At 58.6% G+C, this 18822-nt stretch carries 17 protein-coding genes; 15 read left to right on the forward strand and 2 right to left on the reverse strand.

What is annotated here, in order from left to right:
- Position 1 precedes the first annotated feature (1 nt).
- The 6 genes from HJB84_RS13665 to HJB84_RS13690 are packed head-to-tail and all read left to right on the forward strand — an operon-like array spanning position 2 to position 6476.
- Positions 2-1603 (forward strand): FAD-dependent oxidoreductase, encoded by a 1602-nt coding sequence (locus HJB84_RS13665; protein WP_207585928.1) that lies wholly within the window; start codon positions 2-4, stop codon positions 1601-1603.
- Between the two features lie 28 nt (positions 1604-1631).
- Positions 1632-2915: a sugar ABC transporter substrate-binding protein gene (locus tag HJB84_RS13670; protein ID WP_221116154.1), complete on the forward strand. Its 1284-nt coding sequence runs from the start codon at positions 1632-1634 to the stop codon at positions 2913-2915.
- An 11-nt stretch (positions 2916-2926) separates the two neighbouring features.
- The gene (locus tag HJB84_RS13675; RefSeq protein ID WP_207585736.1) at positions 2927-3859 is read left to right on the forward strand and encodes a carbohydrate ABC transporter permease; all 933 of its coding nucleotides are present in this window, start codon (positions 2927-2929) and stop codon (positions 3857-3859) included.
- Positions 3849-4691, forward strand: a complete 843-nt coding sequence (locus HJB84_RS13680) for a carbohydrate ABC transporter permease (protein WP_207585735.1) — start codon at positions 3849-3851, stop codon at positions 4689-4691. Before HJB84_RS13675 ends, HJB84_RS13680 begins: the two co-directional genes overlap by 11 nt.
- A 19-nt stretch (positions 4692-4710) precedes the next feature.
- Positions 4711-5763, forward strand: a complete 1053-nt coding sequence (locus tag HJB84_RS13685; protein ID WP_221116155.1) for an ABC transporter ATP-binding protein — start codon at positions 4711-4713, stop codon at positions 5761-5763.
- A gap of 8 nt (positions 5764-5771) precedes the next feature.
- Positions 5772-6476: a hypothetical protein gene (locus HJB84_RS13690; RefSeq protein ID WP_221116156.1), complete on the forward strand. Its 705-nt coding sequence runs from the start codon at positions 5772-5774 to the stop codon at positions 6474-6476.
- An 85-nt stretch (positions 6477-6561) separates the two neighbouring features.
- Here the strand turns inward: HJB84_RS13690 and HJB84_RS13695 are convergent, their stop codons facing one another.
- Entirely contained in the window at positions 6562-7002 is a 441-nt protein-coding gene (locus tag HJB84_RS13695; RefSeq protein ID WP_207585927.1) for an RbsD/FucU family protein, read from the reverse strand.
- A 193-nt stretch (positions 7003-7195) separates the two neighbouring features.
- On the opposite strand from HJB84_RS13695, the gene HJB84_RS13700 reads away from it, so the two are divergent.
- From HJB84_RS13700 to HJB84_RS13715, 4 genes are read left to right on the forward strand one after another with little or no spacing between them, the layout of a single operon-like run.
- The gene (locus tag HJB84_RS13700; RefSeq protein ID WP_221116157.1) at positions 7196-8194 is read left to right on the forward strand and encodes a LacI family DNA-binding transcriptional regulator; all 999 of its coding nucleotides are present in this window, start codon (positions 7196-7198) and stop codon (positions 8192-8194) included.
- Entirely contained in the window at positions 8191-9708 is a 1518-nt protein-coding gene (locus tag HJB84_RS13705; RefSeq protein WP_221116158.1) for a sugar ABC transporter ATP-binding protein, read from the forward strand. Before HJB84_RS13700 ends, HJB84_RS13705 begins: the two co-directional genes overlap by 4 nt.
- Positions 9708-10751 carry an ABC transporter permease gene (locus tag HJB84_RS13710; protein ID WP_207585730.1) on the forward strand — a complete coding sequence of 348 codons (1044 nt, stop codon included), beginning with the start codon at positions 9708-9710 and terminating at the stop codon, positions 10749-10751. Before HJB84_RS13705 ends, HJB84_RS13710 begins: the two co-directional genes overlap by 1 nt.
- A gap of 53 nt (positions 10752-10804) precedes the next feature.
- Complete coding sequence (locus HJB84_RS13715; RefSeq protein ID WP_207585926.1) at positions 10805-11794, forward strand: substrate-binding domain-containing protein; 990 nt, start codon at positions 10805-10807, stop codon at positions 11792-11794.
- A 159-nt stretch (positions 11795-11953) separates the two neighbouring features.
- On the opposite strand, the gene HJB84_RS13720 is transcribed toward HJB84_RS13715, so the two are convergent.
- Positions 11954-14209 carry an EAL domain-containing protein gene (locus HJB84_RS13720; RefSeq protein WP_221116159.1) on the reverse strand — a complete coding sequence of 752 codons (2256 nt, stop codon included), beginning with the start codon at positions 14207-14209 and terminating at the stop codon, positions 11954-11956.
- Positions 14210-14611: 402 nt separating this feature from the next.
- Here HJB84_RS13720 and HJB84_RS13725 point away from each other — a divergent pair, with 402 nt between their 5' ends.
- The 5 genes from HJB84_RS13725 (at position 14612) to HJB84_RS13745 (ending at position 18777) form a co-directional block, all read left to right on the forward strand.
- On the forward strand, positions 14612-15058 hold the full coding sequence (locus HJB84_RS13725) for a GNAT family N-acetyltransferase (RefSeq protein ID WP_207585728.1): 447 nt from the start codon (positions 14612-14614) through the stop codon (positions 15056-15058).
- 289 nt (positions 15059-15347) lie between these two features.
- The gene (locus tag HJB84_RS13730) at positions 15348-15644 is read left to right on the forward strand and encodes a hypothetical protein (protein ID WP_207585727.1); all 297 of its coding nucleotides are present in this window, start codon (positions 15348-15350) and stop codon (positions 15642-15644) included.
- A 354-nt stretch (positions 15645-15998) separates the two neighbouring features.
- Positions 15999-16256 carry a GlsB/YeaQ/YmgE family stress response membrane protein gene (locus tag HJB84_RS13735; RefSeq protein ID WP_007637043.1) on the forward strand — a complete coding sequence of 86 codons (258 nt, stop codon included), beginning with the start codon at positions 15999-16001 and terminating at the stop codon, positions 16254-16256.
- Between the two features lie 737 nt (positions 16257-16993).
- Entirely contained in the window at positions 16994-17611 is a 618-nt protein-coding gene (locus HJB84_RS13740) for an outer membrane protein (RefSeq protein WP_207585726.1), read from the forward strand.
- A gap of 254 nt (positions 17612-17865) precedes the next feature.
- Positions 17866-18777, forward strand: coding sequence for an acetamidase/formamidase family protein (locus HJB84_RS13745; RefSeq protein WP_207585725.1), 912 nt, complete (start codon positions 17866-17868; stop codon positions 18775-18777).
- Positions 18778-18822: the final 45 nt, after the last annotated feature.

Genomic DNA, 18822 nt, shown 5'->3' on the forward strand with positions numbered 1-18822 from the left:
AATGCAAGCGGATATCCTGATTGTCGGCGGTGGTCTCGGTGGCGTGGCGGCTGCGCTTGGCGCCTGCCGGGCTGGCCGCAGTGTCATCATGACCGAGGAATTCGACTGGATCGGTGGTCAGTCGACCAGCCAGGGCGTGCCGTCGGACGAGCATAGCTGGGTCGAGCAGTTTGGCATCACTCGCTCGTATCGCAAGCTGCGCAACGGCATCCGCCAATATTACCGCGACAACTATCCGCTTACCGAAGGCGCGCGCGCCTGGGGCGACCTCAATCCCGGCGCCGGCTGGGTCAGCCGCATCTGCGCTGAACCGCGGGTCAGCCTGGCGGTGATGGAAGCCATGTTGATGCCCTATCGGGGTGCCGGCCGCCTGAAGTTGCTGCAGCCCTACCGTCCGGTCGGGGCCGATGTCGATGGTGATATGGTTCGTTCCGTCACCGTCCGTCACCGCGACACGGATCTGGAGATCACCATTTCCGCAGCTTATATCCTCGACGCCACCGAACTCGGCGACCTCTTGCCGATGACCGAGACGGAGTATGTGAAGGGTTTCGAGGCGCAATCCGACACCCGCGAACCGAGCGCGCCGCCTGAAGCCCAGCCGGATAACGTTCAAGCCGTGTCGGTCTGTTTCGCGGTCGATTGCGTGGATGGCGACCAGACGATCGACAAGCCGGAAAACTACGACTATTGGCGCGAATACCAGCCGCATTTCTGGGGCGGGCCGCTGCTCGGCTTCACCGCGCCGCATCCGCGCACGCTGGAATTTACGACACGCTCCTTCACGCCTAATGTTGACGATGATCCGCTGGCCGTCGATGCCGACCAGCGCAAGGGCGGTGGTGACGAAAACCTCTGGCTCTTTCGTCGCATCGCAGCCCGGCGCAACTTCCAGCCCGGTTTCTACCAGTCGGACATCTGCTTTGTGAACTGGCCGATGATCGACTACATGGACGGCACGATTATCGACGTATCGGAAGAGGAAAAAGCACGGCACCTGAAGTCGGCAGCCGACCTTTCCTATTCGGTCTTCTACTGGCTGCAGACGGAAGCGCCTCGTTTCGACGGCGGCCAGGGCTACCGCGGTCTCCGACTTCGCGGCGACATTACCGGCACGGAACATGGTCTTGCCATGGCGCCCTATATCCGCGAAAGCCGCCGCATCAAGCCGGTCACTCGCATTGTAGAGCAGGACCTGTCTTATTCGGTGCGCGGCACAAAGGGCGCGGTCAACTACCGCGATAGCGTCGGCATCGGCATGTACCGCATCGACCTTCACCCCTCGACCGGCGGCGACAACTATATCGACGTGCCGTCCTGCCCGTTCGAGATCCCGCTTGGTTCACTCCTGCCGCAGCGAATGAAGAATCTCATTGCCGCCGGCAAGAACATCGGCACCACCCACATCACCAATGGCTGCTACCGCTTGCACCCTGTCGAATGGAACATCGGCGAAGCTGCCGGCATGCTGGCAGCCCATTGCCTGGAGAAGGGGCTTACGCCGCACCAGGTTCAGGAAAACGATGAGCAACTCCACGATTTCCAGCGGGAGCTTAGGCGCGAAGGCATCGAAATGCGCTGGCCGGACGTCTCGGCATACTGATTAACCCATCTTTGGAGGAGGAACGGGAATGAACTATCACAGGACCCTGAGATCGGCCGTCGCGGCATTGGCGCTCGCCGCGCCATTCGCATGGCATGGCATCGCCAATGCCGAAGATGCGATCAACCTGCGCATGACGATCTGGAGCGCCAACGAGGCGCATCTGAAGCTCTTCAACGAGATCGCCGCGGGCTTTTCCAAGGATCATCCGAATGTGAAGGTGACTTATGAGTCGCTGCCGTTCGACACCTACACGACCGCGCTGACCACCCAGATCGCCGGCGGCAATGCGCCTGATATGGCCTGGATTTTCGAGACCGCAGCCTACGACTTCGTCAACTCCGGCGCGCTTTACCCGCTTACCGATGTGTTGAAGGCGACCAAGGGCTACAATGCCGAAGAACTGATCCCCACGGCGGCCGAACGCTGGACCAAGGATGGCAAGCTTTACGCCTATCCATTTTCAACCTCGCCGTTTGCGATGTTCGTCAACAACGACGTCATCAAGGCGGCTGGCGCCAAGACGCCGGCCGAGATGATTGCCGCCGGGCAATGGACCTGGGATAACGTGATCGCCACGGCCTCGGCCGTCGGCCAAGGGGATAAGGTGCCGGGCAAGGGCGGCTTGATCGTGCGCGACTTCAATTACCAGATCTGGCAGAATCTCGCTTCGGTCTGGAACGGCTGGGGCGCTTCGCCCTGGAGCGCCGATGGCAAGACCTGCACGATCACCGAAAAACCCATGGTCGATGCGCTGACTTTCATCCACGACGCGATCTTCAAGAAGAAGGCGATCCCGGGTCCCGGCGAAAACGTCGATTTCTTTGCCGGCAATGCGGCGATGACCATCACTCAGATCAGCCGCGCCTCGCTCCTCCCGAAGGACAAGCCGTTCTCTTGGGATCTGGTGCCGCTGCCGAAGGGGCCGGCCGGCGAATATTCGCTGATCGGTCAGGCCGGCGTCGGCGTCATGCAGGCCGGCAAGAATGCCAACACCGCCGCCGAATTCGTCGCCTATATGACCAATCCGGAAAACTCGGCCAAACTCAGCCAGTTCTTCCCCTCGGCCCGCAAGTCGCTGCTGAACGCAGATGTGCTCAAGAAGACCAACCCGCTGCTCAGCCAGGAGCAGATCGACAAGGTTGTCATCTCCGGCATCGCCACCGGCAAGGTCATTCCCGGTCATACCGGCTTTGCACAAATCCAGCAGGCGGTGCGCTCCGGGCTTGATGCCGTCTGGCGTCCGGATGCCGATATTCCCGGCACGCTCCAGAAGATCTGCGGCCAGATCGGCCCACTGCTGAAGCGCTAAGAGGTAAGGTGATGGCTGTCGCACGGGATCATATACGCTCGGAAGGCCGTGCCTCATCGCCCTTCTGGACGATCGGACGGCGCGACAGCCTCGCCGGTTTCCTTTTCATCGCCCCGCAGCTGATCGGCATCATTGGGTTCGTGCTGATCCCGCTCGGGCTTGTCTTCTGGTATTCGCTCCACGAGTGGAACGTGCTCGCCAATACCTTCACCTATACCGGCACGCAGAACTATCAGATGCTGATCGAGGACACGAACCTCCTCGAAGTGCTGGGCGCGACCGCGATCTTTTCTGCCGGGCTGGTGATCCTCAACATGGCGCTGGCGTTGCTGCTCGCGGTGCTTCTCAACCAGAAGCTCGCCGGCATCACCATCTTCCGCACGCTGTTCTTCTCGCCGGTCGTGGTGTCGCTGGTCGCGTGGACGATCGTCTGGGGTTTCCTTTTGCAGAAGAACGGTGGCATCAACGGCATGTTGCAGCTCGTCGGTATCGAAGGGCCGAACTGGCTGCGTGAGGAAACGACCGCGATGATCTCAGTGATCGTCGTGCAGGTTTTCAAGAATGTCGGCCTCAACATGATCCTGTTCCTGGCGGCCCTGCAGGGCGTGCCGAACGAACTCTACGAGGCCGCCCGCATCGACGGTGCGCCGCGCTTCAAGCAGTTCCGTCGCATCACCCTGCCGTTGATCAGCCCGACCATCCTCTTGACCTCGATCATCACCATCGTCGGGTCGCTGCAGGTTTTCGCGCAGATTGCCGTTCTGACCCAGGGTGGACCGGGAATATCGACGACGGTGCTGGTCTATTACCTCTATCAGCAGGCCTTCCAGTTCCATCTCTTCGGCTACGGCTCGACGCTGTCGATCTTGCTCTTCGTCATCGTCGCCGCCCTGACCTTTGCCCAATGGCAGATGCGCAAGAGGATTGTCTTCTATGAAAGCTGATCTCTCTCCGCGACTGAAAACGTTTGTCTACGGGCTGATGTGCGTGCTGCTAATCCCCTTCGTCTTCCCGACCTGGTGGATGGTGACATCCTCGGTGAAGCCGATCAGCGATATCTTCGCTTTTCCGCCGCGTCTCATCCCGGAGAGCTACGACTGGACGACCTACAGCAAGGTGTTCGAATTGCAGCCCTTCGTGACGCAATATTGGAACTCGGCCTATATCGCCGGGGTTGTGACGGTTGGCACCATGGTCGTCTCCTCGATGGCGGGCTACGCTTTCGCGCGCATCAGATTTCCCTTCGCCAACGCGATCTTCATGATCGTATTGCTCGGCCTTCTCATTCCGTCGGAAGTGACGATTGTGCCGCTCTTCCAGATGTTCCTGAAGGCGGGCATGGTAAACACCCACTGGCCGTTGATCCTCGTGCCGATCTTCGGAGCGCCGAGCGTTTTCGCCACCTTCGTGATGCGGCAGTTTTTCGTGACACTGCCGGCGGAGCTGGAGGAAGCGGCGCGCGTCGATGGCCTCGGCCGCTTCAAGATTTTTCGGAAGATCGCACTGCCGCTGGCAAGACCGGCGCTTGCATCGGTCGCGATATTCACCTTCCTGCATTCCTGGAACCTGTTCCTCGAACCGATCGTGTTCCTCTCAAGTGCCGACAAGTTCACCCTGCCGCAGGCGCTTACCCAATACACCGACGCCTATGGCGGTCCCATGTGGAACATCCAGCTCGCCGCCGCGACGCTGACGGCGCTTCCCGTGCTCATCGTCTTCATCATCGCGCAGAAGCAATTCGTCGAAGGGCTCGCGCATACCGGCCTCAAGGGCTGAAGAACCCGGAAATCGAATGATGGCTGAAGTTACCCTTTCCCGCGTCCGAAAGAATTATGGTGCCTTGGGCATCATCCACGACGTCACCCTCGAAATCGAAGACGGCGAGTTCGTCGTGCTTGTCGGACCCTCCGGTTGCGGCAAGTCCACTTTGCTCCGGATGATCGCCGGGTTGGAGACGATCACCGCTGGCGACGTCCGCATCGGCCGGCGCGTGGTGAACGAGCTCGATCCAAAGGATCGCGACATCGCCATGGTCTTCCAGAATTATGCGCTCTATCCGCATATGACGGTCGCGACGAATATGGGGTTTTCGCTAGAGCATCGCGGCATCAAAAAGGCCGCGATCGAGGAGCGGGTGAATTGGGCGGCCGATATCCTTGGGCTGTCGCATCTGCTCGACCGTTATCCGCGCCAGCTTTCGGGCGGGCAACGGCAGCGCGTCGCCATGGGCCGAGCGATCGTCCGCGATCCGCAGGTGTTTCTGTTCGACGAGCCGCTGTCGAACCTCGATGCCAAGCTGCGCGTCGTGATGCGCGGCGAAATCAGGAGCCTGCACCAGAAACTCAAAACCACGACCATCTACGTCACCCACGACCAGGTGGAGGCGATGACCATGGCCGACAAGATCGTCGTGCTCAACGGCGGCCGGGTTGAGCAGATCGGCGCGCCGCTCGATCTCTACGACCGGCCGGCCAACCAGTTCGTCGCGGGTTTCATCGGGTCGCCGGCCATGAATTTCCTGACCGGCACAATCACCTCGGGCGGTTTCGCGGCACCGGGTATCCTGCTGCCGCTGCCGGAGGCGGCCCAGGAATTCAGGGGCCGCAACGCGGTTTACGGCATTCGTCCCGAACATTTCGCCCTCGACGAGCAGGGCGTGCCCGCGGAAATCATCCTGGTCGAGCCGATGGGTTCGGAAACGCATGTGACGGTGAAACTCGGCGATACGACGGTCACCTGCGTTTTCCGCGAGCGCGTGTCACTCTCGCCCGGCGCGATGATCCGCGTGCGGCCTGAACTTGCCACCGTCCATCTCTTTGCGGCCGATGATGGCCAGCGGCTGAATTGAGATCCAACATGGATGCCTATCCTGAAACCAAACTCACCAAGGCGCTGCGAGGTGGCGACTTTCCGGTCATCATCTCACTTGCGCGTCATGACCTCGATCTCGCCAGGGCGGCGTTGAGGGCAGGGGCCTTTGCGCTGAAAGTGCATCTCAATGCCTACCACCGCGCGACCGGCACCACCTTCGGCAGCTTCGCGCAAGAGCGGCCCTTCTTCGAGAAGCTCGCCACGTTGGGCGTGCCGCTCCTTGTCATGGCCGGGCAGACGAATGTGCCGAGCGCGCAGGAGATGGATGCGCTCGCCGATCTCGGCTTCGAGGGCTTCAACATCTATATCAGCGACATGCAGCCCCATCTCTGGCAATCGAAGCTTCGGCCGATGCCGGCGCTCGGCGAAAGGAGCACCGAGGAGGAATTTCGCAAAATCCTCAAGATTCCGGGCGCGATGATGGAAGCCTCTATTGCTGCCTTCGCGGACTACGGCAAGCCGCTCGATGAGACCGATCTTGCCCGCTACAGAGCGATTGTCGCCAAGGCCGGCATCCCGGTCATTGCGCCGAGCCAGAAGAAATTCACGGCCGAGGATATGCCAAAGTTGAAGGCGGCCGGCATCGCTGCGGCGCTGCTCGGCGTCATCGTCACCGGCACGACGCCGGAAAGCATGGAAGCCGCTGTTCGGCCGATCGTGGAGAGCGCAAGGCGCTTGGCCGGCAGTTAATCCTTGCCGACAAGCAACCCATGCGGATCAGATGGAAATTCAGGGGCCCGCAGCCCAATCGCCGGCCCTGCTCGAGGCTTGACCCTCAGAGCACGCCTTTCCTCAGGATGAAGTTCCCATAGGGGCGCGATTCAGCGGTCTGGATGATCGCAAACGATCGCATCGCAATGGGATAGTAAGCAAACCTCTCGATAGGTTGGCTCGCGATCGAGCGCCCTTCTGCCTCACCGCATACGGTGATGACGTCCCGGTGCACTTCCAGCAACTCACCCGGCGCGTCGACGGCCTCCATGTGCATCAGCGGCGTGTCGCCGAATCTGTCCAGGGGCATCATCTTGAGGATCCCGTCAACTGCAGTCGGTGCATCGACCCCCTCCAAGATGAGAAGCTTTCCGCTGGTGGTCTGGGTCGACACCCGAAAGCCCGAGAAGTTTCGATCGACGATGGCCAATTCGTCGCCATGACCCATAGAGGCCATAACCCACAACAAGTCGGCCGTAACGAACGGCGGAACGCCTTTGAGCACGTCATTTCCCTCCCAAGAGATGATCACGAATTGGACAATATCGAGAAAAAAACGATTGCGCAAACGTTTCGATGGCGCTAGCCTGATCTTATTCGCGGATCCTTGGAGAGCCTTTTTAAGGTTGGAATTCCGCCTGGGAGGAAAATTTGAGACGCTTTCTTGTTGTGCTGCCGGCGAACGCCGGAGCGCGCTCATGACGACGATTTCCGAAGTTGCAAAGGCGGCGGGGGTTTCGGTCTCCACGGTTTCCCATGTTCTCAACAAGACGCGCTACGTGTCGCCCGAGAAGGCGAAGCTCGTCATGGAGGCCGTGGACGAGATCGGATACATCCCGAACGCTGTTGCACGCTCTCTCAAATTATCGTCGACGGGCACGGTCGGACTGGCGATTTCGGCGATTTCGAACCCTTACTTCAGCGACATCATCTGCGCGATCGAAGCCGAGTGTTCCAAGCGAGGCTTGATCGTATTTCTGTGCGATACACAGGATGATCCGGATCGAGAACTGGAACTCGTCCGGCATCTGCACCACCGCCGTGTCGACGGGATTATCCTTGCCGCTTCGGGCGATCCTAAGAAATCGCTGGACTACCTCCTTGAATGCGATGTTCCCTGTGTGCTCGTCGACAGGCTCTCCGATGATCGTTTCGATCAGGTCGGGACCGACAACACGGCGGCAATTCGCATGCTGGTCGATCACCTCGTCGCGCTCCATCACCACCGGGTTGGGATCATCCTCGGCCAGCCTGGATTTGCGACGACCGTGGAGCGCACCAGGGCTTTCCGGGAAGCTATGACGGAGAGGGGGATAGAGGTCCCACATGCCTTCATCAGCAACGGCAACCGCAGCACGGCTGACGCCGCCGCTTCGACGCACCGCTTGCTGGAACTGAAGGAGCCACCGACAGCAATCCTTGCCTCAAACAATCTAGCGATGATCGGCGCTATGAGAGCCATTCGGGAACGGGGACTGCGCGTTCCCGAAGACATTTCGGTGCTCGGGATCGATGATTTCGAATGGGCAGACTACTTCGAGCCGCGCCTGACGCTGATGGCCCAGCCTTGCGATGAGATTGGCAGGAAGGCGGCCGACTTGCTGATTGCGCGGATCGGCAACATGCACCGCCCCCGCGAGACCGTTCGACTGTCGCCGGTTTTGCGGGTGCGTGAATCGTGTGGAGAAGCAGCATGAGCCAGGTTGTTCTTTCGGCGAAAGGGGTCACCAAGCATTTTGGCGGGGTTCAAGCGCTGCGTGGCGTGGACTTCGATCTTAAAGTGGGTGAAATCCATGCCCTGCTTGGAGAGAATGGCGCGGGCAAATCGACGTTGATGAACCTGATGTCCGGTGTGCACACGCCGGACCAGGGAGAGATCTTTATCGATGGCAAACCCGCCCGATTTCACAGCCCCCGGGATGCACAGGCGGCGGGAATTGCAACGATTTTCCAGGAATTGGATCTCGTTCCGAGTCTGAGCGTCGCGGCCAATCTCTTTCTTGGCCGCGAGCTTGTCCATCCCCATGGCATGCTCGACGGAAAGGCGATGCTGCGCGAAGCGCACAAAAGGCTGGAAGCAATCGACCGATCGATCGATCCCGCTCAGCTTGTCGGCGAGCTATCTATCGGCCAACGCCAGGTCGTCGCCATTGTCAAGGCGCTGTCCTATGCATCGCGCGCTCTGATTATGGATGAGCCGACAGCGGCGTTGACTGTCGGCGAAGTCGATCGATTGTTCGATATCATGCGCGGGCTCGCATCATCAGGCGTCGGTATCGTCTATATTTCGCATCGCCTTGAGGAAGTGCCGCAGATTGCCCATCGCGTGACGGTCATGCGCGACGGCAAGGTCGCCGGCATTACCGAACCGAACGCTCCGCAAGCCCAACTGGTGCAGCTTCTCGTCGGCCGTCCGTTGAACGAGCTTTACCCGCCTCGATCGCATCGTGTCGGCGACGTGTTACTGAGGATGCGGCAGGCCTCTTTCCGCCCGCACCGGGCGTCACCCGGCTGGCAAGCTCCATCGAAGATCGACCTGGATGTTCACCGCGGTGAAATTGTCGGTTTGGCTGGCGTGATGGGTGCAGGGCGAACGGAGCTTCTTAGCGCTCTTTACGGGACAGGTGTGCCGGGCCGATGGCAGGGTGAGGTTACCATTGGCGGCAAACCGGCAAGGCTTAGATCCATCGCAGCCGCGCGCCGGGCTGGCCTCGCCTTCGTAACCGACGATCGGCGCGGCGCCGGGCTGATGCTGCGTATGTCTGTCGGCCTCAATCTGGTCATGTCGATCATTCGCCGAATATCCCCAAACGGCTTGTTGTCTGCACGTCGACAGGACGATGCGATCAAGAGCTCGTTCGGGAATTTCGACATCCGTCCCAAGAATCCCGGGATCGCGGTGGGTGCTCTTTCTGGCGGCAACCAGCAGAAGGTCGTCCTTGCCAAGGAAGTGCTGGGCAATCCCAGCTTGTTGCTTCTCGACGAGCCGACCCGCGGTGTTGACGTCGGAGCAAAGGGAGAGATTTACGCCCGCTTGCGCGAATTTGCCTCGGACGGATTGGGCATCCTTGTCGCTTCAAGCGAAATGCCTGAGCTGATTGGCCTATGCGATCGAATAGTGGTTCTACGCAATGGCTGCAGCGTTGCCGAATTTTCTGGCGGGGTGGGCGAACACGACGTTCTGGCCGCCGCCAACGGGAGGGAGGGATGATGTCCGAACAGCAAATTACGTCGAGTTCTCCGATTCAACCGGCAAAGCGCATCGATCCGCTTGCGGTGATCGTCCGCTTCCAAAGCCTGATCGGCCTTGTGCTGGTGTTTGCCGGTGGCATCATATTCTCGCCGCGTAGGCATGGGGTCATCCTGTTCATTCAACCCGACAACATCGCCAACATCGTTCGCGCAGTGTCGGAAACCGGCATCATCGCCATCGGAATGACGTTTGTGATCATAACCGCCGGGATCGATCTTTCGGTTGGGGCCGCCCTTGGTCTTGCGAGCGTCGTCACAGCAACATTGATGGTCTCCGGCGGTTTTGGACTGATTACAACGGTGCTGGCAGTGCTGCTGATGGGCACTTGTTTCGGCTTGGTCCAGGGAGCGATCTCAAGCAAGTTTCGGCTTGAAGCCTTTATCGTCACTCTTGCCGGTTTACAGGCAGCTCGCGGGCTGGCACTCGTCGTGTCGGGCAATCAGTACATCAATATATCCTATGGTGATGGCCCTGGGCTGGCTCCACCCATCTTTGCGGTTCTCGGCGGGCGATTGTTCGGCAATGTCGTTCCGGTGGCCACGATCGTCTTTTTGATTTTTGCTTGCATCGCCACGCTGGTGCTGAACACGACTAGATTCGGCCGTTACGTCTATGCCGTCGGCGGAAACGAGCGCGCCGCTCGCATTTCAGGTGTTCCGGTCTCGGCAATCAAGATCGCCGTTTACGCCATTACCGGCTTTGCATCCGCGCTGGCCGGCATCGTCCATGCCGGGCAATTCAATTTCGGGAGCGCCAATGATGGCACCGGATATGAACTGACGGCCATCGCGGCTGTCGTCATTGGTGGGACAAGCCTGTTTGGCGGGTCGGGTTCCATGGTCGGAACGATCGCCGGTACGATCATGCTTGGCGCCTTGGCCAATATTCTTCAGCTCAACAACATCACGCCGGCCATGCAGCTGCTTTCTACAGCGGCAATTATCGTTCTGGCGGCAGTCCTTCAATCCCTCGTTCGTCGCCGCGAAGGATTGGGCAGGTAGTGTGGCGGCATCTTCCGGAGGGTGGATCCGGGACCAATGTGGAGGAGAAAGTAATGACACAGAATGCACTTCGATTTTCGAGTGCCCGGCGCATGGCACTTATGGCGGGCTCATGTCTTTGTATTGCGGGCGTGGCCCAAGCTGCCGATCCGCTTGTGAAGGCTTGCGCCAAGGATGGCGAATTCGTCATCGGCTTCTCGCAGGCAAACAATGCGGAGCCCTACCGCCAGCACGTCAACGATGAACTGGAAGCAGCCGCCAAGGCAGTCCCGCAGTTCACACTGCAGATTGCCGACGGGGCAGGCAACGTCAACACGCAGACGTCGCAAGTCGACAATTTCATCACCCAAAAGGTCGACCTTCTGTTGATCTCGCCTTTCGAGGCGGCCCCGCTGACACCCGCCGTCAAACGGGTTATGGACGCGGGTATCCCGGTCATCGAACTTGATCGCAAGACGAACGGTGAAGCTGGCAAGGACTACACAGCTTTCATCGGAGGCGATAACTACAAGATTGCGCTGGCGGCCGGCGAATATACCAGCAAGACGCTTCTTCCGGATGGCGGCGAGGCCGCCGTGCTGCAGGGGCTGCCCAGTTCGACACCGGCCGTCGAACGGCTCAATGGCTTCAAAGATGGCGTGAAAGCCAATTCCAAGATCCAGATCGTGGCAGAACAGGCGGCGGACTGGCTGCCGGATAAAGCGCAAACGGCGTTCGCCGCCATGCTGCAGGCCCATCCCGATATCAAGATGGTCTATGCCAGCAACGATATGATGGCGGCGGGTGCGCTGCTTGCTGCGAAAGGTGCCGGTAAGAGCGTGAAGATCATCGGCACTGACGGCTTGCCTGGGCCTGCCGGGGGAATTGAGGCGGTCGCAAAGGGCGATTGGTCCGCGACCTTTACCTATCCTACGGGAGGGAAGGAGGCGATCGACATGGCAAAGTCGATACTGCTGGACTGCGCGTCGTCTGTTGAGCCGACGGTAACGGTCGATACCACAGCCATCACGCCCGAAAACGCGAAGCAAATGATGGGCAAGTAAAGGCGCAGGCTCAACCCGGCTGGGCGTATCTGCCTAGCCGGGTCGAGCCAATCAATTGGCTGGAGCGCGTCGAGCCCTTGCTGATCTCGATGCCATCCCCTGGTGAGCCGGTTGTGGAACGCGCAAGCCTGGAGTGCTTGGGGAAGCAGGGCATGGCTATCAGCCTGCCGCTGTGAGTCCCTCGTCTTTCGCACGGCAAAATTCGATCAACTGCTCCGAGGTCATTGGTCGCGCCAGCGCGTAACCCTGCAGCAAATGGCAACCAAGATCTTTCAGGATCTTCGCATGCTCCATTGTCTCCACGCCCTCTGCGACGATGTCGATGTTCTGTGACCGGCCAATTTCTATGATCGAGGAGACCAGACGGCGTTGAGATGGAGAGGCGATAATCGGCTTGATAATTTCCCGATCGATCTTCAATCTTCGCGGCTCAAATCTCAGTAGACTGACGATACTGGCATGTTCGGTGCCGAAATCGTCGATCTCGATTTCAATGCCGAGCTCTTTGACAGCTGGAATGATGTCATTGAGAACAGGCTGAAGATGGTCGAAGGAGATTGTCTCCAGCAACTCGAAACACAGGCGGCCCCTCGCGACGGGAAGCTCGGACAGTTCCGCAAGCAGATTTGGCTGTGCCAGTCGACGCGCTGAAATGTTTACCGAGACACGCGGGATCTGCATTCCCAAGCTGTCCCATCTTGTAAGCTCGAAGAGAGCCTTTTGCAGGATCAGCCGGTCCATGTCCCCGCTACGCCCCAGCCTTTCGGCGACATCAAGAAATTTGTCTGGGCCGAGCAGACCTTTTTTCGGGTGAACCCACCGGGCAAGTGCCTCAACGCCGGCGATAGTCAATGTGTTCGCATCGAACTGCGGTTGGAAGAATGCAACGAGTTCATCGCAATCGAGGGCGTGATGAAATTCGTCCGCCAGTTCTTTCGAAAGGATCGCCGCGCTGCGAAGCTCTTCGGTGAAAACGGCGGCACGGCCGCGGCCCGTCTTCTTTGCCTCGTATAGAGCCAGGTCGGCATTCAAAAGCAATTGGCTGAGGTCTCGCCAGCCCGCCCGTGGGGTCTCCCAGGCGACACCGACGCTGGCGCCGACGACACACTCCACGCCATCAATAAAGATTGTCTGCTCGAGAGAATCGACAATCAGACTGGCTAATGCCTTTGCTTTAGGCTCGGGATTGGCATTCCAGCTGGCGAAGATGAACTCATCTCCGCCGATCCGAGCAGCGACCTCGTTTGGGCCGGCCAACCCCGCAAGGCGCGAAGCTGTTGCTTGCAAGACTGTGTCACCGCCAGCATGCCCTTTCGTGTCGTTAATCTCTTTAAATCGATCCAGGTCGATATGGATGAGTATCAGACAATCTTCTGGATCAGGTCGCGGCGGCTGCGAGATGATCTGGTCGACAAATCGTCGATTGGGAAGTCCCGTGAGGGCGTCATGCAACGACAGGTACTCCAGCCTTTGCCGTGCTCGAACGAGCTTTTTCTTGTGAAGGCGAAGCTTTTCAATCGTTCTTTGGCGTGATTTGGTCAGAAAACCGACCCAGATAATCGGCGCAACGACACATAACGACAACAAGCTCGCATAGAGCTCAAAAATGCCGATCCCGCTATTTTGGCCCCATCCGCCCTTAGGCGCCGCGACCAGGGTCCATCGTCCATAAGCCATATCGACGGACGCCTTAACCGGTTTCTTCGAAAAAGTTTGCAGGCTGCCGAGGAACACTTTTTTAGGTAAATCCGGCTCCGGCACGGTACTGATGGCAATCTCAAGGTCGGTCGATTCAAGGCCGCTTTCTCGGTAGAGCTTTGGTATATCTATCAGCCCAGACAGCAGACCCCAAAAGACCTGGCTCGTTCCGTCAGTGACATAAATTGGCCATCTGACAACGAAAGCGGTTCCACCTTGGACAAGGTCCACAGGGCCGGTCAGAACGATATTGTGGGTGTTGCGCGCCAGCATTGCGCTATCGCGTTGCTTCTCATTCGTTCGGTAATCGAGCCCGATGGCCTTTTCGTTGCCTTTTTCTGGATAAACCCATTTGACCACCATGCCGGGGGCCGCGGCGAAGCTGCGCAGTTGTGAATCGGGCTGCAGGATCTGCGCGGCAAGCTTGGAAAATTGGCTCTGGTCCATCGCCGGGTCGACCGCAATTCCAGCTGCCAGCCCTTGCAACAGCTTCACATTGCTATTGAGGTTCGTTTGAAGTCGAGATGATATGGTGGCGAGCTCACCGGCAACAATCGAGCGTTCATCGGCGAGCGATCGCTCGAGCCGCCAGTTCGTTGCAACAGAGACGACGATGATTGCAATAATTGCAGCAAATATTGCGGGAGCAAATGCGCCAGTTCGGTTTACAGCGCCCGCGAGGCTGCGCACCATGTTTGGATTTCTTCGAAACTTCATCAGGTTGCCGGTGTAGATGACAGGCCTCTACCCTTGCACAGTTTGTTTAAAGCAACGCTAAACCGCGCACACCTCGGAGCTATTGGTTTTCTTTGGCCATGATAATCTCCTGCTTCGACGCGATATCTCGGCAAGCCGAGCTCGATCCACACACAAAATCTATGGCCAACAAACCTTCGTCAGCGCCGGAGAGACTCTGGCGTGATGGGTCCACTTGATGCGGAATTCAAGCCAACGATCGGAAAAGCTCTGACAGCGACATGAAAGATGCGACCCACGTCACTTCGTGCGCAACACAACTACCCACGGTGTGAAGAGCAGCGGGTGCGTCGCATCTGCGACCCCGTTGCGTTAACGGTCAAACTGCTGCAAATGTCACCTCACTCAACGTAGGGTGGATTCATGCCGTTTCAGATTAAGCGTCTTATTCCAGAACATCTCAGCAGCGCCGCCGCCGTACTGGTAAGTGCCTATGCTCGACCTCCGTGGAACGAGGATTGGTCGCTTGAAGCGGCGGTTGAGAATGTGAAGACTGTGCTTGAAACGCCCAAATCGATTGCCCTTGCGGCCATCGAGGGAGGCAAGGTGCTAGGGGTAGCGTTGGGCATACGACAGCGGCGCCACTCCGGTCCGGTCATTTACCTGGACGAGCTTTCGGTACTGCCTGAAGCGCAGGGCGCGGGGATAGGGACAGCGCTGCTTTCGGCAATTTACGAAACAGCAATGGCCGAAGGTTGTAATAGCGTCTGGCTGGTCTCACAGCGAGAGGGTGCGTTGTCGAAATTTTATCAGCGCTGCGGGTTCGCCATTGGCGGCGATCTTGGGCTCTACTCGAAATCGGGAACTTAGCGTAGGGGGCGGTAAGGGTCTGCCACAGATGGCGCCATGCTGGCGCGGCCGAGGTCGCTGGCTTCGGGCGATCGCTCCGGTGTGCCTGTGGGAGGGAGGTTTCGGCGCAGGTCGTGATGGGACATGGATGGTCGTGGTCGCCCGCCACGGCAGGCAGATGGCCCGGACATGCCGCCGGCTATCCGGATTCCGGTGCCGCCAGCGCCTCGATACGTACGTTTTCGTACGCGAGGTTGAAAACGGAAATCCGTAGATTAGGATCGGCTGATGTAATTGGGGAGGAATACGGATGACCCAGCATTCGGGAATTACGAAGCCGGCGCTGCAGCCCGATGACGTGGCCATGCTGAAAGCTGTGCTCAGGCAATGGTGTCAGGAAAAATCATATGACATTGGCAGTCCGGCAGCGCAGCATGTTGCAAGGGAGCTTGTCTCCTGGTTCGAATGCGGCATTCGCGACCAGCAAAAGCTCAGCGGCCTGATGCGGCACATGTATCTGGAGTTGAAATTTTTTTCGATTTTCACGCATGCGCCTTGTGTAGGTTCGCGGCCAGCCATGCAATCCGGCCAGTTGGTGGCTGGATAAGAGCGGCGCAGTGCTTCGATTGGACTGGATTCCTTCGGCCTAAGCTTTCCAGATCGGCAGATCGCCCTCAGAGAGATCATCGATGACCTTCAGCCTCTGCGACAGCGCCCTAGGTGTTTGATCGTCCGCTTCCCAGGATCCGCGCTTCGATTGAATCCATCGCGAATGCCGATGACGATTGCTGGAAAACTATCACCAGCGGCGTTCGCATGAATAGAGTCCGTCTGACCGCCGGAACCAATCGGCACCGCGCGTGTTTAATTCTCGGTCGCGCGGCAATCATTCCCGCAAAGATTTGATGACCTGGCAGTCCGGTGGCGATCGCCGTTTCGTCCAACATTCAGGGGAATTCATATGGAAAACGCAGGTATCGGCTGGATTGCAGCAATCATCATTGGCGGTTTGGCAGGATGGCTCGCCGAAATGTTCATGAAGAGCAACATGGGCGTCCTGATGAACGTCTTGCTTGGCATCGTCGGCGCGATCGTCGCCAACTTCATTCTCTCGCTCTTCGGCGTCGTCCTCGGCGGATGGCTGGGATATCTCATCGCGGGCTTCGTTGGAGCCTGCATCCTCATCGCGATCGCGCGCATGGTTAGACGGACGGCCTGATCGGAGAGGCTCTCCGTCGATCTTGAGCGACGGGCGGTCCGGCCCATATCCATGGTCTATCGCCGGAAAAACGATTGCCATGCAGCGAGTGATCGCTCGCTTGGCTGCTTGGACGGCAGAGAGCGCTCCCCTAATGGGTCGAGCGCTCTCTGGCGCTTCTGTTCACGTGTCTTCTTACTTATCGATGCGCAGCATCCGGATCTTTCGACAGAACTTCGATCCGCTGCAGATCGCGCTCGCTCATCGCAATCAGTCCCATCCGCAATCTCCCAAGCGTCAATCAGACCCGGGGAGTGTGACATTCCAACTTTGCAGAAACAGGACACTTCAACTTTGCGGCTACAAAACAATGTGGCGTAATGCAGGTTATGGAACAAAAATAATTATTTTATTACAATTACATAGGCTCAAATATTCGTATTTTGCGGCCGCACGTTTGTGATGGAAGTTTCGTTTTCTGCGAGTTGGAATTCTACACTGCCTGCGTTGGATTCTGCGCCCGACGATCGACAATTTGATCGGGTGGTAGCCCGAATATGCGCTGGCGCTCGTTTTGTATCGACACGTCCGGAGACGTCTTGACGCGCGACCTTGGCGCCTGCGCCGTGTCCGAGTTCACAACATATCTCAACAATAAAGTGCAAACCGCAACTCCGAACCGCAGCATAATGCATCGGCCCCAGCCGACTTGCCGGTTTGCTGAGCTTTCTCCAATAATCGAATGACGAGGCACTTTAATGTATAAAAAGATAATCGCGTTGGCCGCCGTGACTTTATCGGCAGTGCCGGCTTTTGCCGCCGATCTCGTGGTTCAAGATCCCGCATATGTTCAACAGGAACAGACCCAGTCGGCCTTCGACTGGTCGGGGTTCTATCTTGGACTGCAAGGCGGATATACCGCGACACATGCAAGCTACCTCAGCGGTTCCGAGCAGGATCTCGATGGCGGGTCCACGGGTATTTATGGCGGATATAATTTCCAGCACGGCCCTTTCATCTTCGGTATCGAAAATGACTTCAACTACAACTGGAAGGATGGGAGTGACGTTTCCCTTAAATGGGACGGCTCGGCGCGTGGCCGCGTGGGATATGCTTTGGACCGTATGTTGATCTACGGAACCGGGGGTTTGGCCGCAGCCGGTGGAGAAGTCGACGTGCCGGGCGTTGGCAAGAAGGACGACATTCTGATTGGCTGGACCGCCGGCGCAGGTGTGGAGCGCGCCCTGACAGACAATATATTGATGCGCGCTGAATATCGTTATGACGATTTCGGGAGCAAGGATTTCGGTTCGGCGCTCGGCGATTTCGAGGTTAATCAGCAAAAGGTAACGTTCGGCACCAGCTTCAAATTCTGAGCGTAAAGTGATCGCGCCTCGACGTCGGTCGAGGCGTGATCATCTGCTTCAGGATTCCAGGGAGTCCTCCCCGATGTCTAAAGGCGCGTTGATATGCCAGCCTGCCGATCGGCGGCCGGAATGCGGCCGAACCGTATTTCGGGTGATGCTGTGGATTGGCATTGCAGGCAATCTCTGATCTAGTCTCCAACTCTCTCCGCCGAGCAGTTCAACTGCAGGCTCACAACATTCCAAACGAGCGAGAGCGTATTGTGATGACCACTCACCGCTTCATTCCGACGATCTTCCATAATGTCATCGGTTCATTTCCCCCGGCGCTCCATGTCGCCAGTGGCGACACGGTGATCACTGAGACGCTTGATGCCGCCGGACATGACAAGGACGGTGTCAAGCAGGCACCCGGCGGCAATCCGATGAACGGCCCAATCTTCGTGGAAGGTGCCGAGCCCGGAGATGCGCTTAAGGTCGAGATCATCAGCATGATCCCGACCAGGGACACGGGGTTTACCCGAAGCGTCGTCGCCGCCAACGTGGTCGATCCCGAGACGGTGCGTGACCTGCCGCCGCGCGATATCGCCATCTGGGCCATCGACCGCGATGCCTCGACCGTCCGGCTGTCCGAGCCGGTCGCAGGCCTCGAATATTTCGTTCTGCCGCTCGCCCCGATGATCGGCTGTTTCGGCGTGGCGCCCAGCCTCGGCCAAGCGATCTCGACCGCGACCAGCGGCGAATATGGCGGCAACATGGACTATCGACTGTTCGGTCCCGGCACCACGGTTCGCTTTCCGGTATCGGCTCCGGGCGCCTTGTTCTTTCTCGGCGATTGCCATGCCGTGCAAGGGGATGGCGAGATTGTCGGAACCGGCATCGAGACCACCTTCGAAGTCACGGTGAGGCTGACGGTGGAAAAAAAGGCCGGGCTGGTCTGGCCGCGCGGCGAAACCGCCGAGGACATCTTCACCATCGGCAACGCCCGACCCCTCGATCAGGCGCTCCAACATGCAACCAGCGAAATGTTGACCTGGCTGGCGTCGGATTATGGCTTGGACAGGACGGCGGCCAGCCATCTGCTCGGCCAGGTGGTGCGCTACGACGTCGGCAACGTCTTTGATCCGGCCTATACGATGGCTTGCCGCGTCGCCAAGAAATGGCTGGTTCGTCGATAGGTGATCGCCAGCTTATTGCGGGCGATCCAATGGGCCGGCAGCGCG

The organism is Rhizobium sp. NZLR1b (assembly GCF_019685155.1).
In the GTDB taxonomy this organism is placed as follows: Bacteria; Pseudomonadota; Alphaproteobacteria; order Rhizobiales; family Rhizobiaceae; genus Rhizobium.

Bases quoted from the DNA above. Each gene is read 5' to 3' on its own strand.
- HJB84_RS13665 (WP_207585928.1), top strand. From the start codon at position 2: ATGCAAGCGGATATCCTGATTGTCGGCGGTGGTCTCGGTGGCGTGGCG.
- HJB84_RS13670 (WP_221116154.1), top strand. From the start codon at position 1,632: ATGAACTATCACAGGACCCTGAGATCGGCCGTCGCGGCATTGGCGCTC.
- HJB84_RS13675 (WP_207585736.1), top strand. From the start codon at position 2,927: ATGGCTGTCGCACGGGATCATATACGCTCGGAAGGCCGTGCCTCATCG.
- HJB84_RS13680 (WP_207585735.1), top strand. From the start codon at position 3,849: ATGAAAGCTGATCTCTCTCCGCGACTGAAAACGTTTGTCTACGGGCTG.
- HJB84_RS13685 (WP_221116155.1), top strand. From the start codon at position 4,711: ATGGCTGAAGTTACCCTTTCCCGCGTCCGAAAGAATTATGGTGCCTTG.
- HJB84_RS13690 (WP_221116156.1), top strand. From the start codon at position 5,772: ATGGATGCCTATCCTGAAACCAAACTCACCAAGGCGCTGCGAGGTGGC.
- HJB84_RS13700 (WP_221116157.1), top strand. From the start codon at position 7,196: ATGACGACGATTTCCGAAGTTGCAAAGGCGGCGGGGGTTTCGGTCTCC.
- HJB84_RS13705 (WP_221116158.1), top strand. From the start codon at position 8,191: ATGAGCCAGGTTGTTCTTTCGGCGAAAGGGGTCACCAAGCATTTTGGC.
- HJB84_RS13710 (WP_207585730.1), top strand. From the start codon at position 9,708: ATGTCCGAACAGCAAATTACGTCGAGTTCTCCGATTCAACCGGCAAAG.
- HJB84_RS13715 (WP_207585926.1), top strand. From the start codon at position 10,805: ATGACACAGAATGCACTTCGATTTTCGAGTGCCCGGCGCATGGCACTT.
- HJB84_RS13720 (WP_221116159.1), bottom strand. From the start codon at position 14,209: ATGAAGTTTCGAAGAAATCCAAACATGGTGCGCAGCCTCGCGGGCGCT.
- HJB84_RS13725 (WP_207585728.1), top strand. From the start codon at position 14,612: ATGCCGTTTCAGATTAAGCGTCTTATTCCAGAACATCTCAGCAGCGCC.
- HJB84_RS13730 (WP_207585727.1), top strand. From the start codon at position 15,348: ATGACCCAGCATTCGGGAATTACGAAGCCGGCGCTGCAGCCCGATGAC.
- HJB84_RS13735 (WP_007637043.1), top strand. From the start codon at position 15,999: ATGGAAAACGCAGGTATCGGCTGGATTGCAGCAATCATCATTGGCGGT.
- HJB84_RS13740 (WP_207585726.1), top strand. From the start codon at position 16,994: ATGTATAAAAAGATAATCGCGTTGGCCGCCGTGACTTTATCGGCAGTG.
- HJB84_RS13745 (WP_207585725.1), top strand. From the start codon at position 17,866: ATGACCACTCACCGCTTCATTCCGACGATCTTCCATAATGTCATCGGT.